The sequence below is a fragment of the Gilvimarinus sp. F26214L genome, assembly GCF_054401055.1.
In genome coordinates, this window is sequence record NZ_JBTIYG010000020.1 from 1 (window position 1) to 15,471 (window position 15,471).

Consider the following 15,471-nt stretch of genomic DNA (forward strand, 5'->3'; position numbering starts at 1 on the left):
TGGGTCGAACTTACCTGCCCCTCATTCGCGCCCCGGTAGCTAGCCAGAGTCGCAGGACAGATACAAGGTTGGGTTAGCGTAGCGTAACCCAGCGTTTGTCTATAACCCGGCACGAGCGTGGTGACTTCTGTTGGGTTACGCCCTTCGGCCTAACCCAACCTACAGGGCTGCGGCAGTTCGTAGGTTGGGTTAGCGGAGCGTAACCCAACATTTGTCTATAACCCGGCACGGGGGTGGTGGTTCGCTGTTGGGTTACGGCCTTCGGCCTAACCCAACCTACGGTGACGAGGCACACTGCTGCCCTAGAGCTGATCCAATATTTCGTCCGGGATGTCCGCGTTGGTGTAGACGTTCTGCACGTCGTCCAGATCTTCCAGCATGTCCACCAGGGCCATGACCTTCTCCGCTCCCTCGCGATCCAGCTCCACCCTGGTCGAGGGGACCATGGTGGTTTCCGCGTGCTCGGGGTGCAGGTCTGCGGCAATCATGGCGTCCTTGACGTTGAGGAAGTCCTCAAATGGGGTGGTGACGTCGATGGAGCCGTCGTCGTTGGCTTCCACGTCCTCCGCGCCGGCTTCCAGGGCGATGTCCATCACCTTCTCTTCGTCGGTACCGGGCGGGAAGCTGAGTTGGCCCTGGCGGGAGAACAGGTAGGCCACCGAGCCGTCGGTACCGAGGTTGCCGCCTCGCTTGGAGAAGGCGTGACGGACTTCAGCGACAGTGCGGTTGCGGTTGTCGGTCATGGCTTCCACGAGAATGGCAACGCCGTTGACTCCATAGCCTTCGTAGGTGACCTCCTCGTAGTTGTCACCTTCTCCACCTCCCGCACCCCGGGAAATGGCCTTGTCGATGGTGTCCCGCTTCATGTTCGCGCCCAGGGCCTTGTCGATGGCGGCCCGCAGGCGCGGATTGTCTTCGGGTGCAGCTCCCTGCTTGGCGGCCACAGTCAGCTCGCGGATCAGTTTGGTGAAAACCTTGCCGCGTTTGGCATCCTGGGCAGCCTTTCGGTGTTTGATGTTTGCCCATTTGCTGTGGCCAGCCATAGTACCTTCCAGTCCTCGTGTTATTCGGTTTGTAGCCGTTTGCCCGACTACTGTGCCTTTTTCGCCTCTTCCCGCTTGCGCAGGCGGATGTTCAACTCCCGCAGTTGATCCGCGTCAACCTCTCCGGGCGCGTCGGTCATGAGGTCGGCCGCAGTCTGAGTTTTCGGGAAGGCGATCACGTCGCGGATGGATTTGGCCCCGGTCATCCACATGATCAAGCGATCGAGGCCGAACGCGAGGCCGCCGTGGGGCGGCGCGCCGTACTTGAGCGCATCGAGCAGGAAGCCGAACTTTTCCTGCTGCTCTTCCGGGGTGATCTCAAGTACGTCGAACACCGCCTGTTGCATGGCCCGGTCGTGAATACGAATGGAGCCGCCCCCTAGCTCGGTGCCATTGAGCACGAGGTCGTAGGCGCGGGACAGGGCCTGCTCCGGGTTCGCTCGCAGTTCATCGGGGGTGCAGGACGGTGCGGTAAACGGATGGTGCAGGGCCGAAAGACTGCCGTCGTCCTCTACATCGAACATGGGGAAGTCCACGACCCAAAGGGGCGCCCACTCGCAGGTGTAAAGATCCAGGTCCTCGCCCAGTTTACAGCGCAGCGCTCCGAGAGCCTCGGACACGACTTTGGCCTTGTCGGCGCCGAAGAACAGCAGGTCGCCGTTCTCGGCTCCGACCCGCTCCAGAATCGCCTTGCGGACATCGGTGGGCAGGAATTTGACGATGGGCGACTGCAGGCCGTTTTCCAGATCACTGAGATCGTTCACCTTGATATAGGCGAGGCCCCGCGCCCCGTAGATGCTCACGAACTTGGTGTAGTCGTCGATCTGCTTGCGGCTGAGCTTGTCGTTCCCGCCCGGGACTTTCATCACGGTGACGCGCCCTTTCGGATCGTTGGCAGGACCGGAGAACACCTTGAACTCCACTTCCGTCATCAGGTCCTTCACGTCCACCAATTCCAGAGGAATGCGCAGATCCGGCTTGTCGGAACCGTACTTCTGCATGGCCTCCGCGTAGGGGATGCGCGGGAATTCGCCGAAGGTCACACCCTTGAGCTCGGCGAAAAGGTGCCGCAGCATCTCTTCATTGATGGCCATGATTTCGTTCTCGTCCAGAAACGAGGCCTCGATATCGATCTGGGTGAATTCCGGCTGGCGGTCCGCCCGCAGGTCTTCGTCCCGGAAGCATTTCGCAATCTGATAATAACGGTCGAAACCGGACACCATAAGCAACTGTTTGAAAAGCTGTGGAGACTGGGGCAGCGCGAAAAACTTGCCCTCGTGAGTGCGGGACGGCACCAGGTAGTCCCGCGCCCCTTCCGGAGTCGCGCGGGTCAGGATGGGGGTTTCCACATCCACGAAGCCCTTCTCATCCAGAAAGTTGCGCACCGCGGTGGTGACCTTGGAGCGCAATCGCAGGATGCGCTGCATCTCCGGGCGGCGCAGATCCAGATAACGGTACTTGAGGCGCACGTCCTCGCCCACGCTTTGGTGTTCGTCGAGGGGGAAGGGAGGCGTTTCCGACATATTGAGGATCTTCAGTGCAGAGCCGTAGACCTCGATCTCACCGGTCGCCATATTGGGGTTGACGGTCTCCGGGGTCCGGGCCCGGACCTTGCCGGTCACCTGCAGCACGTATTCGGTGCGAACCTTGTCCGCCAGTTCGAAGTTCTCCTTCGCGTCCGGATCGAAGACGACCTGCACCACCCCTTCCCGATCACGAAGGTCGATGAAGATCACACCGCCATGGTCCCGGCGTCGATCGACCCAGCCGCAGAGGGTGACTTCTTTATCAATGGAGGTGGAGTCGAGAACACCACAGTAGCTGCTACGCATAAGGATCCCTAAACAAAACAATGACAAGCCGCCTGGGGCCTGGATGAGGGGACGGAATGGCCGACCCTTGGTTTATGACAGGCTGCCGGACTTCAGGAGTTGCGAGTCACGGCGATTACGCCTGCGCGAGAGAACGGGAGCGTTCGGCTCGCCGGTGAAGCCCCTCCCGTTCCGGCCGGAAGGGGCTTGTGAATGACTCTCAGCTGGCGGAGGTCGCCGCTGCCGGAGCGGAGCCCGTGCCTGAGCTGCTGCTTTTGGTTTCACTCTTGCCCGCACCGGAGTCGGAACCGGATTTGCTCTCGGCGCCGCCTTCTCCAGCCACATTCTTCTTTTTACCGGTTTTGAAGTCGGTTTCATACCAGCCGCCGCCCTTGAGGCGAAATGCCGCTGCTGAGACCTTTTTGCGAAGCTCGGGTTTTTCGCAGGCCGGGCAATCGGTCAGCAGTGGATCGCTGATTTTTTGCAGGGCTTCAAACTCGTGATTGCAGGACTGACACTGATATTCGTAAATTGGCATGAACGCACCTCAATTCAAAGCCCTCGCCCGCCACCTGGTTCTGAACAGACCGGGAGGAACAGCAACTCAGGCCGATCTATACCGATTCCGGGGGACCGTCGGAGGCGCGCCAAGCCCATCTTTACCCCGAGGCGTCCTCAACCCGGAAAGCCGCGCATTATACCCCAGGCCAGGAGGCGCTGGGGAGCCTTCGACTACCCCCGCGCATCTTAGCCCGGAGCCAAATGCAGAGCTGATATAGGGTCGGGCCGGGCGAAATCAAGCGGGCCAGCGCTGCTCACACCCTGGAGATGCTTCCAGTCTGCAGACTGCTAACCCTCGCCGCGGACCCGGGGCCATCCGGTTCGAATGACCCTGCTTCTCCGGCAGGGTCCGAAAGCGAATCAAGTGGTACTTGAACAGGCAGGAGGAGAAGCCTGTACCGCCCCGAGCCCCAGGGCGAAAAAAAACCTGAACTTACGCAGTTTTTGGTTGCCGGAGGGGTTTTTATCCTATATATATAGGCCCCAGCCGCAACCCGGTTGGTTTAAAGCTGTAAATAAAGGGTTTTTTGGCGATCACAACGGATCCAAAACATCTGGAGACGGACCCACCTGGGTCCAGGACACCAATCCAAACTTGAATCTTCAACCCAACAAAAGGATACGCGCATGGCTGCTCGCAAGACTGCTGCTAAAAAGAAGGCTCCCGCCAAAAAGGCTGCCGCCAAGAAAGCTCCGGCCAAGAAGGCGGTGAAGAAAGCCGCTCCGGGCAAGGTAAAAGCAATCAAGGAACGGTACAGCAAGACCCAGCTTCTCACTCACCTGGCGGAAAGCACTGAGCTGTCACGCAAGCAGGTTTCTTCGGTGCTGGACGAGTTGACCAGCGTGATCGAAGGCCATATCTCCAAGCGTGGCGCCGGTGAGTTCGTTCTGCCCGGCCTGTTCAAGATCCAGACCGTGAAGAAGCCGGCTCGCAAGGCGCGCAAGGGCATCAACCCCTTCACTGGCGAAGAGACCGTGTTCAAGGCCAAGCCTGCCAGCACCCAGGTCAAGATTCGCCCCCTGAAGAAGATGAAGGAAATGGCCGGCTAAAACGCCGTTCCGGCTCCACTCAGCAAAAGCCCCTGGCGCCGCCAAGCGTCAGGGGCTTTTTGCATCTGGTCCGCCTGCGGATGGAGCACCGCCCCCTCAGGCCTGCTGAAAATCCTCCCCCGCCAGGGCACTGCGCAGCCGGTGAACCAGTGCCTCCAACTCTTCGGGCCGATAGGGCTTGGCCTCCACTGCCCCCCACACCGGCCCCGGCCATGCCGGATCACTCCGAAACCGCGCCACATGATGCACGTGTAATTGAGGCACAACGTTGCCCAGTACGGCTACATTCATTTTGTCGGGCACAAAAAGATCCACCATCACCTCGGCAAGATGTGAGGACTCCTTGATCAGCTGGATCTGATCCTCATCGGCGAGATGATGGATTTCCCGAACCGCCTCGCCGTGGGGCACCGGTTGATCGGTATCCCGAACCGCCTCCCGGCGGGGCACCAGGATGCACCAGGGGTAGTTGGCGTCGCGGCTCAGCAGCACCAGGCTCAGAGGGAACTGGCCAAGAATCACCGTATCCTTCTCCAGTTGGGGGTCCAGCGCGAACATGTCGCCTCCTGTCATTCGTTTATTGTCAGAATTGTGGGTCGACTCCCCACATGCGGGGCTAAAAAAAAGCGGTCGATCACCGTAGAATAGCCCTCTAATTCTTCCATAGACAATCTGAGACCGGATCTTATGCGAGCCAGCCGCTATTTAATCGCCACCCTCAAGGAAACTCCCGCGGACGCGGAAGTGATCAGCCATCAGTTGCTTCTACGCGCCGGCATGATCCGCAAGCTTGCCGCCGGCCTCTACAACTGGCTGCCGCTTGGCTTGCGTGTGCTGCAGAAAGTGGAAAACATCGTGCGCGAGGAGATGAACCGATCCGGTGCACTGGAGGTACTCATGCCGGTCGTGCAGCCGGCGGAGCTCTGGGAGGAATCGGGCCGCTGGGGGCAGTTTGGTCCCGAGCTGTTGCGCATGCAGGATCGTCACGAGCGGCCGTTCTGTCTTGGCCCCACCCACGAGGAAGTGATCACCGAGCTGGCCCGCAACGAACTGAACAGCTACAAGCAACTGCCGGTGAATTTCTACCAGATCCAGACCAAGTTCCGGGACGAGCGGCGCCCCCGCTTCGGCATCATGCGCGCCCGGGAATTTCTGATGAAGGACGCCTACTCCTTCCACCTCACTGAGGAGAGCCTGAAGGAGACCTACGAACTGATGCACCAGACCTATTGCAGGATCTTCGATCGCATCGGCCTGGAATATCGCCCGGTACTGGCGGATACCGGTGCCATCGGCGGTTCCGGCTCCCATGAGTTCCACGTTCTGGCCGAGAGCGGTGAAGATGCCATCGCCTTCAGCACCGAAAGTGATTACGCGGCCAATGTGGAAAAGGCTGAAGCCCTCGCACCGCAAGCCGCACCGCAGGCCACCCGGCCGATGTCGGAGGTCGCCACACCGGCGCAACACACCATCGAGGAGGTAAGCACGTTCCTCAAGGTGGAGCCCACTGCAGTGGCAAAGACCTTGATCGTATTGGGCGAAGAAGACGAAAGCGGCCAGCAGGGACTGATCGCCCTGGTCCTGCGCGGAGACCACGAGCTCAACGCTGTTAAAGCCGAGAAGCTTGAAGGCGTGGCCGCCCCGCTCACCTTCGCATCGGAGCAGCAGGTGAAAGATGCTCTGGGCTGTGGCATTGGCTCCATCGGCCCGGTAAACCTGGGCATTCCCGCCATCGTGGACCGCAGCGCGGCCGCGCTCAGCGACTTTGTCTGCGGCGCAAACAAGGACGGCTACCACCTCCAGGGCGTGAACTGGGGCCGGGACGTGGAAACGAAGCGAGTGGAAGATCTGCGCAATGTGGTGGCCGGCGACCCGAGTCCCGACGGCAAGGGTGTATTGGAGATCAAGCGCGGAATTGAAGTAGGTCACATTTTCCAGCTGGGTACAAAATACAGCGAAGCCATGAACGCCAAGGTGCTGGATGAGAACGGCAAGGAGCAGGCCATGACCATGGGCTGCTACGGGATCGGTGTATCGCGCATCGTGGCAGCAGCCATCGAGCAGAACCACGACGAGCGGGGCATTATCTGGCCCGCCTCCATCGCACCCTTCCAGGTGGCGCTGGTTCCCATCAATATGCAGAAGTCTCCCGCCGTCGCCGAGGAATGCGAACGACTCTACGAGCAACTGCAATCAGCCGGATACGAAGTCCTGTTCATGGATGACCCCAAGGCCCGGCTGGGCGCGACCCTGGCGGACATCGAGTTGATGGGGATTCCGCACCGGGTGGTTGTGGGCGATCGCGGCCTGGAAAAGGGCTGCGTGGAGTACCAGCACCGCCGCGAAGGCGAGAAAAAGGATGTACCAGTGGCAGACTTGCTACACTTGCTGGAAACGTCCAGTAACTAGGCGCTCCATGGCTACACCCGCCACTCTGAAAACCCTCCTCTGCCGTATTGTGCTATGCGGGGTACTGCTGTGCGCCGCAGGCGCCGTCAGCGCGGAACCACCGGCGCCCACAGTAGACCCGGAACTGCGATCGCTGCTTAAAAAAGCGATCGCCGACAGCGACAGTTTCGAAGATCGCTTTGACGCGGAAGTGTGGTTAATGAGCAAATCGGACCGCCTGGCCCGGTTCATCAAGGACCCCGAGAATCGCCTGCACCTGCTGCGCAACGTTCACCGGGCTGCCACCCAGGCGGGCCTGCAGCCGGAGGTGGTGCTGGCGGTTATTGAGGTGGAAAGCGCGTTCGATCGCTTTGCCGTGTCCCGGGCGGGCGCCCTCGGCATCATGCAGGTGATGCCCTTCTGGAAAAACGAGATCGGCCGCCCCGACGACAACCTGATCGACCTGGAAACCAATCTGCGCTACGGCTGCACCATCCTCAAATACTATCTGGACAAAGCCGAAGGCCGCATCGCCGAGGCTTTGGCCCGCTACAACGGCAGCTACGGACAGTACTGGTACCCGGAACGGGTGATGGTGGCCTGGCAGAAGAATTGGCGGTGAGGACCACCCGTCTCTCACCCATAAGCCTTGCGCACTTCCTCAGCCAATATCGCAATTCCCTGACGGACCACTCCCGGGTCCTGGCTGTAGGTCAGGCGGATGCATTCGCGCCGGTGGGGCCAGTCCTCCTGCAGGCCGACGAAGAAGCTTTCGCCCGGCAGGATCAGCACACCTCGCTGCTTGAGGCGCTCGTAGAGTTCGCGACTGGTGATGGGCAGGCCTTCAAACCAGAGCCAGAGGAAGATGGCCCCCTCGGCCTTGTGAATCCGGTAAGGCAGGCCCGCCAGATCCTGGTGGATCCATTCCATCGCCCGTTGCACCGCTTCCCTGTAGAAGGGGCGGATGATCTCACTGCCGAGCCGCAGCACTTCGTTGTCCCGCAGCATTTCCTTGGCGATCGCCGGCCCCAGGTTGCCGCAGGCCAACGCCAGAATGGTGTTGGCCCGAGTAAAAGCCTGGATCACGTCTTCGTCCGCCACTACGATGCCGGTGCGCGCTCCCGGCAGGCCCAGTTTTGAAAGGCTAAGCACTAAAATGGTGTTGGGAGACCAATAGGGCTTTGCCTCCGTGAAGATGATGTTTGGGAAGGGTGTACCGTAGGCTCCATCCACAATGAAGGGAATGTCCTTCTGCTCCGCAAGAGAGGCCAGTTGTTCCACCTCCCTGTCCGTCAGCACGTTGCCCGTAGGATTGGTGGGGCGGGAAATGCAAATGAGCCCCGCGTCTGCAGCAACGGAGAACTGATCGAAGTCCACGCGGTACTTGAAGCTGTGTTCGTCAAGATATTCGATCGAGGGGCGACTCGCCCGGAAAAAATCCTCCGAAAATCCCACATCTTCATAGCCGACGTACTCGGGGACCAGGGGAAGCTGTACCCGCTTGAAGCCGTTGTTGCTGTATTCGCCAGCGAAAAGATTGAACAGGACGGAAAATGCTGATTGGCTGCCGTTGGCAACGGCAATGTTGCGGGCGCTTAGTTTCCAACCGAATTGATTGGACAGCAACAACGCGATGCCTTCGAGAAATTCGGGGTCGCCCTGGGGTGACTGGTATACCCCAAGCATCCGGTGAACCTTTTCCTCGTCTCTTAGCACATGGTGCAAGGCATTTTGAAAAATTGCCTCGGCCGCGGGAATCCGTGCGGGATTGCCGCCGCCCATGAACAACAAGTCAGGGTTGACCGTCAGCGCTTCTCCGAGATCATCCATGAGGGACACTGTGGCTGACTCTGCGCAGAACTTCTGACCAAACTTTGATAAATGCATCTTCGCCCCCATATGGGTTTGTCGGGCTGTTGAAGTTCGCAGTGCGGGGCTGTCCTTTCCTTGCAGCCGATGGACTCAAACCGGTTTACCGGCCCGGACTAAAGCCCGCCCAGCACGGAATTTGCTTTTCGCGGCTGGGAATCTAAAATGCGCGCCACCGGGGAATTTCACGACCCGGCGTCCGCAAAATTCTATCATGTTGCTACCGGTTATCCGAAACACTGTCGGCCGAGCACATCGACTAACAATTTGATTTGAGCGTCTACACGCCAGGCTCCGCAACGGGCCAACTCTCGTCACCCACGAAATGCGGCAGCTGGCTTCTGCGGCTTGAGCGTGGACGGCGCGCGCATCTCAGCTGATCCTTTGATCGGCTGGGCGGCCGGCTTATCAGACGAGGTTAGGAGATCTATGAAGCTTGTAGACGACCAGTACCCGACCCGACTGCAGAATGCAGGCGAACGCTTTCCAAGGCTTGATCCAGTAGTGTGGTCGCAAGGCGGCCGACGCCGCACGGGCCCGCTCAGTGCAGAGCAACTCGCCGATTATGAGCAGAACGGGTTTCTCGTTTTCGACTCATTTTTTTCCGAGCAGGAAGCACAGGCCTTTCTCAAGGACCTGCGCGAATACGGTGAGGACCCGGAGTTCAAGCGCAAGGAACAGGTCATTACCGAACCCACCTCCCAGGACATTCGCTCCATCTTCGGAGTCCACAACATCTCCGAACGTTTCGATCGCCTGGTTCGCAGTGACCGCCTCCTGGAACTGGCGGACCAACTGCTCGGCAGCGATGTCTACATTCACCAATCGCGAATCAACAAAAAGCCCGGATTTACCGGCAACGGTTTCAACTGGCATTCGGACTTCGAGACCTGGCACAGCGAAGACGGCATGCCCCGGATGCGCTGTTTCAGCGTGTCCATCCTGCTGACGGAGAACAATCCCTACAACGGTCCGCTGATGCTGGTACCGGGCTCGCACAAATGGTTTATCCCCGCCCAGGGAACCACGCCGCCCGACAACTGGAAAGAATCACTCAAGGTGCAGACCATCGGTGTTCCCTCTCAAAAGGATCTGCGGGAGATTGTTACCAACAACGGAATCGTTGCTCCCCAAGGGCCCCCGGGAACCATGATCCTGTTCGAGTGCAATACATTGCATGCCTCCGCCAACAACCTGTCGCCCTGGCCACGCAGCAATCTGTTTTTTGTGTACAACAGTGTGGAAAACCGTTTGCACGCGCCCTACTGCGGGACGAAGCCTCGCCCCGAATTCATCGCTACCCGGGCACAGCAGGGCTGGGAAGGACTCGCTGAAGGACAAGGGAATCAACGGAAGGCGGCGAACGGCTAGACGGGCCGGGGAGATCCGGCTCGCTGATCGGGCACGAACTGCCTGTTTGATCGTGGAGGGTTTGCGGCCATGCGCCGCAAACCCGGGTCCGCGTCCGGGATGTCAGGCATTGGACGAAGAACTCACAAACTCCTGCAAGGCGTTCAAATCCACCGGTTTGACAAAATGTTCGTCGAAACCGGCGGCTCGAGTCCTCTCCCGGTCCGCGGGTTGGCCGTAGCCCGTCAACGCCGCCATTACCGCCCCGCGGGTGTCGGGGTTTGCACGCAGGCGGCGCGCGAGTTCGTAGCCGTCCATTCCCGGCAAACCGATGTCGAGGAGGATGACTTCCGGCTGGAACTCACCGGCAAGCTCCAGTGCGCTTGGCCCGTCCTGAACGCTCGCCACCTGGTGGCCGGCCAATTCCAGCAGCAGCACCATGGTCTCGGCCACGTCTTCGCTGTCTTCCACCAGCATTACACGCCGCGCCTCGTCACTGTGCGAACCGGCGGGGGAAATCCTGGCGGCCGGGGCGGGTTCTCTCCGGCTCAGCGGCAAACTCACCTGAAACTCCGCGCCGCGGCCAAGCCCCGCGCTGCGCGCTTCAATTTGCCCGCCGTGCAACTCAACCAGGTTCTTCACGATGGTCAACCCGATCCCCAACCCGCCCTCGGAGCGGGCCAACCCCCGTTCCGCCTGGCCGAAGAGGTCGAAAATTCGGTCAAGCACATCGGCACTCAGGCCTATCCCGTTATCTTTCAGCAGGAGTTCGGCGCGTTCGCCCTGGCGGAACAGCTGCAACAGGATGCGGCCGCCGGGATCCGTGTATTTTGCTGCGTTGGTAAGCAAGTTGATAATGATCTGTTCCAGCCGGACCGGATCGCCGAAGACAATCAGAACCTCATCAGGGAGTTCGAGGCTGACGGAGTGGTTCTTTTCCGCCATGACGCCACGCACGCTCTCCAAAGCGTGCTCCACAATGAGGCTCAGGTTTACTGGCTCCCGCGCCAGTTCCACGAGCCCCCGGGTTATCCGTGACACGTCCAGCAAGTCCGCGACCAGGCCCCGCAACAAACTCGTCTGGCGATTGAGCATGCGGATATAACGGCAGGATTGCTCGTCGGCCCGCTGGTGCTCCAGCAGATGCACCGCGTTCCCAATTGCCGCGAGCGGGTTGCGCAGCTCATGGGCGAGCATGGCGAGAAACTCGTCTTTGCGTTGGTCACTTTCCCGCAACGCGGCATCGGCCCGCGCTCGCTCCACGGCGGCCCAGGTGCGGTCGGTAACGTCACGGACGAAGCCCGAGTCGCTGGCAGTCAGCATGCGCGAGTGCCGGAACTGGACGTAAAATATGGCCACCAGCCGTCCGCTGGAAATTACTGGCACATTGACGAAAGCCCGAACCTCCCAGGCAAGGAAATTGTCGGCTGCAGCCGGCGGCACCCGCGGGTCCGTCTCCACGTCGTTCACAATCACCACACGACCGTCGCGCAGGGAGTCGGCGAAGCCGGTCCAGTAATCCTCCAGACGAACCGGCTCCACTACAGTGTTCACTCCCTCGGCCACCCACTCCTGCCCCGCATCCATGCGTTGCTGCTCATCGTGCACCGCCCCGTAGCCGGCGCGAATCGCCCCGAGTGTGCGCCCCACGATTTCCGCCGCGGTGCGGGCAATCGCCGCCGGGTCGGTGAGGACTCGCAGGCGGTCGCCCAACTCCACCAGCGCGTCCTGCCGGGCTCGGGTGGCAATTCGGTCACTGATGTCGCGGAAATAAACGGTGAGGCCGCCGTCGTCCATGGGGTAGACGGAAAGCTCAACCCATTGGCCGGTCACCGGTGACAGGGTTTCGGACCGCACCGCTTCCCTGCCGTTCGCTGCGGCATCCTGGTACTGAAGAACCTCATGGCCCCGGGTCTGGGGAAACACTTCATCATAGCGGCGGCCGAGCATTGCGGATTTGGAGCGCTTGAAATAAGCCTCAGCCTGCTTGTTCACGTAGGTGAAGCGCCGCTGCGGGTCCAGGACGTAAACACAATCGGCAATGCTCTCCAGAATGGAACTGGCGTGGCGATATACCCGGCGAAGCTCCTCCTCCACCGATGCGCGCTCCACTGCCGCCCAGGTCTGCTCCGCCGTTTCCTCAATCAGGGACACCTCGGCAGGAGTCCAGTCGCGGGTGTGGCTTTGCTGAACGACGAGCAAAGCAACGAGCCGGTCGTCCTTCTTCAAGGGAATGGAAACGTAGGCCTCAATCATCAAAGCGGCGGTTCGCTCCTGCTCCAGTTCGGTCAGGCGCGGCTCCTGCTTTACATCGGATACAACCAGCGTTTTTCCGCGGCGAAGCTCTTCCACCACCAGGGGCCCATAATCGTCGAGCGCATATCGCCCCGCCATGGAGGGAGCGTCGGCGCAATAGTCCGCGCTGACCACGCCGCTGTGGCCGTCCTCATCGAGCTTCAGATAGAACACGCGATTCGCTTGCAAGTGCCGCCCCAGCACCCGGACAGCTTCCAACTGGATCTGCTCGGGATCGGCCAGGGGGCGCAGACGCTGGGCCATCTCCAGACGGAACGAAGCCGCCGCCGCCATGTCCCGGCGCCTCTGCTCCTCCAGCTTGCGGTCGGTGATGTCGGTAAACAGAATAGCCACCCGGTTGAGCTCCGGCGCATCGATCGGGAATGCCCGCACGTCGAACCAGCGGCCTTCCAGAGCGGGGACGTGATTTTCGAAACGCATTTCCCGGCCCGTTCTGGCCACCTCGCCCACTTTGTCCAGCCGATGCTGATCGGTTCCCAGCCCTACAGATCGCATGGTCTTGCCGGTAACGCCGGTCAGACCAGTTTGACGCTCGAAGGCGGGATTGACTTCCAGGAAGGCATAATCAAAGGGACGCCCCTGTTCGTCGAAGTAGAGCTCGACGACACAGAAACCTTCATCAATGGACTCGAATAAACGACGAAAACGCTCGCCGCATGCCCGTGATGCCTGTTGAGAGTCGGCCGCCGGGGCGGTCGGACCAGATCGGGAGGTTGCCTGCACGTTCACGCTTATATTGGAGTTGAGTTGAAATTGTCGCCGCACACGACGGCTGAACTGTTGTGCTGCGCGCCGGATGGGAACTAAAGACGCCGGCGATCCCTGGGAGTTCCGGAAATAACCCCAACGGTTCCGTCGGCACAACAATATGAGAGACAAAAAAAACCCCGGCTTGTGCCGGGGTTCTTGTTGTGCTGGACCTTGAAGGCTTATGCGTTTTCCTTCGCCCAGTCAGCGAAGCTCTTGCCCTCTTTCGCCAGTTTCTCCAGCAGCGGCGCAGGCTCCTTCCAGGTGTCACTTCCGAGCTGGTCCCGGAATTCGCAGATCCGGTCATAGACTTTCTTCAGACCCACCTGGTCCGCATAGAACATGGGGCCTCCTTTGGCGACCGGGAAGGCGTAGCCGTAGAGGTAGACGATGTCGATATCACTGGGTCGCTGGGCAATGCCCTCCTCCAGCACTTTCGCGCCTTCGTTGACCAGACCATAGATGCAGCGCTCGACGATTTCCTCGCTGCTGATCTCGCGACGCTCCACACCGAGTTCCTTTGCGGTTTTCCCAATGATTTCGAGCACTTCGGGATCTTCCTGTCGGGCCCGGGTTTCGGGATCGTACTTGTAGTAGCCCTTGCCTGCTTTCTGGCCGAGGCGACCCGCTTCCACGAGGATATCGGCGATTTTGTAGGATTTGGGATCGCCCTTTTCTTCCTCGGACAGACCCTGACGCGCCTTGTAGCCGATATCCAGACCCGCCAGGTCGCCCATGGCGATGGGACCCATGGCCATGCCGAAGCCTTCCAGCGCGTCATCGATCTGCTTCGGCGTTGCACCTTCGATCAGGCACAGCTGGGCTTCACGACCATAGTTGCGCAGCATGCGGTTACCGATAAACCCGTAGCAAACCCCCGCCAGAACCGGGACCTTGTTGATCTTCTTGGCCAGCTTCATCACTGTCGCCACAACATCGTCAGCGGTTTTCGCGCCACGGACGTTTTCCAGCAGCTTCATAACGTTGGCCGGGCTGAAGAAATGCATGCCCACCACGTCTTCGGGGCGCTTGGTGGCGGTCGCGATTTCGTCAAGGTTCTGGTAGGACGTGTTGGACGCGAGAATGCAGCCGGGCTTGCACGCGGCGTCCAGCTTTGCGAACACCTCTTTCTTGATGTCGAGGTTCTCGAATACCGCTTCGATCACCAGGTCCACGTCATTCAGCTCGTCATAGCTGGTGGTTCCGCTCAGAAGGCTCAGGCACTTCTGAACCTGCTCTTCGCTCATCTTGCCTTTGCTGGCGGTGATCTTGTAGTTCTTTTCGATGATGCCTATTCCGCGCTGCAGGGCTTCGTCGTTGATTTCCACCATCACCACGGGAATGCCAACATTCATGAAGTTCATGGCGATGCCGCCACCCATGGTGCCGCCGCCGATGATGGCGACTTTCTTGATATCCCGCACCGGCGTGTCCTTGGGCAGGCCCTTGACCTTGGCCGCTTCGCGCTCAGCAAAGAAGGCGTGACGCATGGCTGCGGATTCGGGCGACTGGACCAGCTCCATGAACAGCTCGCGCTCCTTCTTCAGGCCCTCGTCCATGGGCAGGTTCACCGCCGCTTCCACACAGGTCACGATGCGGTCCGGTGCGATTTGTCCCCGGGCGCGCTTGGCCAGTTGGGCACGCTTTTTCTCGAAGAACCCTTCGGGAATCGAAGCGGGGTCAATAGTGATGTCACGCACGCGCTTGAGCGGGGCGTTCTGGGCCACCAGCTCCTGGGCATAGGCGATGGCTTCCGCTTCCAGGTTGTCTCCGGCCAGAACCTGGTCGACCAGGCCCGAGTCCGCGGCTTTTTTCGCGGGAATCGGGTTGCCGGAGGTCATCAGGTCCAGAGCCGCTTCAACACCCATCAGGCGCGGTGCACGCTGGGTACCGCCACCACCGGGCAGAATGCCGAGCTTCACTTCCGGCAGACCCACTTTTGCGCTGGGCACTGCGCAGCGGTAGTGACAGGCCAGGGCCACTTCGAGGCCACCACCCAGTGCGGTGCCGTGAATGGCCGCAACAACCGGCTTGCTGGAGTTTTCCAGGTCCGCCAGCACGTCGGGCAGGGAAGGCGCCTTAGGCGGCTTGCCAAATTCGGTGATGTCCGCACCGGCGATGAAGGTTCGCCCTTCACAGAGAACCACCACGGCTTTTGATGCGTCCCCTTGCGCCTGGGCGAGGGATTCGGTCAGACCCTGACGCACAGCTTGCGACAGAGCATTGACGGGTGGATTGTTTACTTTGATGACGCCGATGTCACCTTGCAGTTCATAAGTTACGGCAGACATATTTCATCCTATGTTATTGATGGCTATAAATCCGGTTGATAGAAG

General features: G+C 60.1%; 11 protein-coding genes. 4 read left to right on the forward strand and 7 right to left on the reverse strand.

The annotated features are described in order from the left end of the window. Positions 1-302: 302 nt before the first annotated feature. The 3 genes from ACURWW_RS16310 to ACURWW_RS16320 form a co-directional block, all read right to left on the reverse strand. Entirely contained in the window at positions 303-1,043 is a 741-nt protein-coding gene (locus ACURWW_RS16310; RefSeq protein ID WP_445618109.1) for a YebC/PmpR family DNA-binding transcriptional regulator, read from the reverse strand. 47 nt (positions 1,044-1,090) lie between these two features. Beyond that, positions 1,091-2,875 (reverse strand): aspartate--tRNA ligase, encoded by a 1,785-nt coding sequence (gene aspS / locus ACURWW_RS16315; RefSeq protein ID WP_445618110.1) that lies wholly within the window; start codon positions 2,873-2,875, stop codon positions 1,091-1,093. A gap of 199 nt (positions 2,876-3,074) precedes the next feature. Next, on the reverse strand, positions 3,075-3,392 hold the full coding sequence (locus ACURWW_RS16320) for an FmdB family zinc ribbon protein (protein WP_445618111.1): 318 nt from the start codon (positions 3,390-3,392) through the stop codon (positions 3,075-3,077). A 650-nt stretch (positions 3,393-4,042) separates the two neighbouring features. Between ACURWW_RS16320 and ACURWW_RS16325 the strand changes: the two genes are divergently transcribed. Then, complete coding sequence (locus ACURWW_RS16325; protein ID WP_445618112.1) at positions 4,043-4,465, forward strand: HU family DNA-binding protein; 423 nt, start codon at positions 4,043-4,045, stop codon at positions 4,463-4,465. Positions 4,466-4,561: 96 nt separating this feature from the next. On the opposite strand, the gene ACURWW_RS16330 is transcribed toward ACURWW_RS16325, so the two are convergent. Then, complete coding sequence (locus ACURWW_RS16330; protein WP_445618113.1) at positions 4,562-5,023, reverse strand: HIT domain-containing protein; 462 nt, start codon at positions 5,021-5,023, stop codon at positions 4,562-4,564. 129 nt (positions 5,024-5,152) lie between these two features. Between ACURWW_RS16330 and ACURWW_RS16335 the strand changes: the two genes are divergently transcribed. Together ACURWW_RS16335 and ACURWW_RS16340 are read left to right on the forward strand one after the other, a co-directional pair. Then, on the forward strand, positions 5,153-6,874 hold the full coding sequence (locus tag ACURWW_RS16335) for a proline--tRNA ligase (RefSeq protein WP_445618114.1): 1,722 nt from the start codon (positions 5,153-5,155) through the stop codon (positions 6,872-6,874). Positions 6,875-6,881: 7 nt separating this feature from the next. Continuing rightward, positions 6,882-7,475 (forward strand): lytic transglycosylase domain-containing protein, encoded by a 594-nt coding sequence (locus ACURWW_RS16340; RefSeq protein ID WP_445618115.1) that lies wholly within the window; start codon positions 6,882-6,884, stop codon positions 7,473-7,475. Positions 7,476-7,489: 14 nt separating this feature from the next. Here ACURWW_RS16340 and ACURWW_RS16345 read toward each other — a convergent pair whose 3' ends face one another. Further along, positions 7,490-8,740 (reverse strand): valine--pyruvate transaminase, encoded by a 1,251-nt coding sequence (locus tag ACURWW_RS16345; protein WP_445618116.1) that lies wholly within the window; start codon positions 8,738-8,740, stop codon positions 7,490-7,492. 411 nt (positions 8,741-9,151) lie between these two features. Here ACURWW_RS16345 and thpD point away from each other — a divergent pair, with 411 nt between their 5' ends. After that, positions 9,152-10,093: an ectoine hydroxylase gene (gene thpD, locus ACURWW_RS16350; RefSeq protein ID WP_445618117.1), complete on the forward strand. Its 942-nt coding sequence runs from the start codon at positions 9,152-9,154 to the stop codon at positions 10,091-10,093. 102 nt (positions 10,094-10,195) lie between these two features. Here the strand turns inward: thpD and ACURWW_RS16355 are convergent, their stop codons facing one another. Continuing rightward, positions 10,196-13,111 carry a GAF domain-containing protein gene (locus tag ACURWW_RS16355; protein WP_445618118.1) on the reverse strand — a complete coding sequence of 972 codons (2,916 nt, stop codon included), beginning with the start codon at positions 13,109-13,111 and terminating at the stop codon, positions 10,196-10,198. A gap of 206 nt (positions 13,112-13,317) precedes the next feature. After that, positions 13,318-15,426: a 3-hydroxyacyl-CoA dehydrogenase NAD-binding domain-containing protein gene (locus ACURWW_RS16360; RefSeq protein ID WP_445618119.1), complete on the reverse strand. Its 2,109-nt coding sequence runs from the start codon at positions 15,424-15,426 to the stop codon at positions 13,318-13,320. Positions 15,427-15,471: the final 45 nt, after the last annotated feature.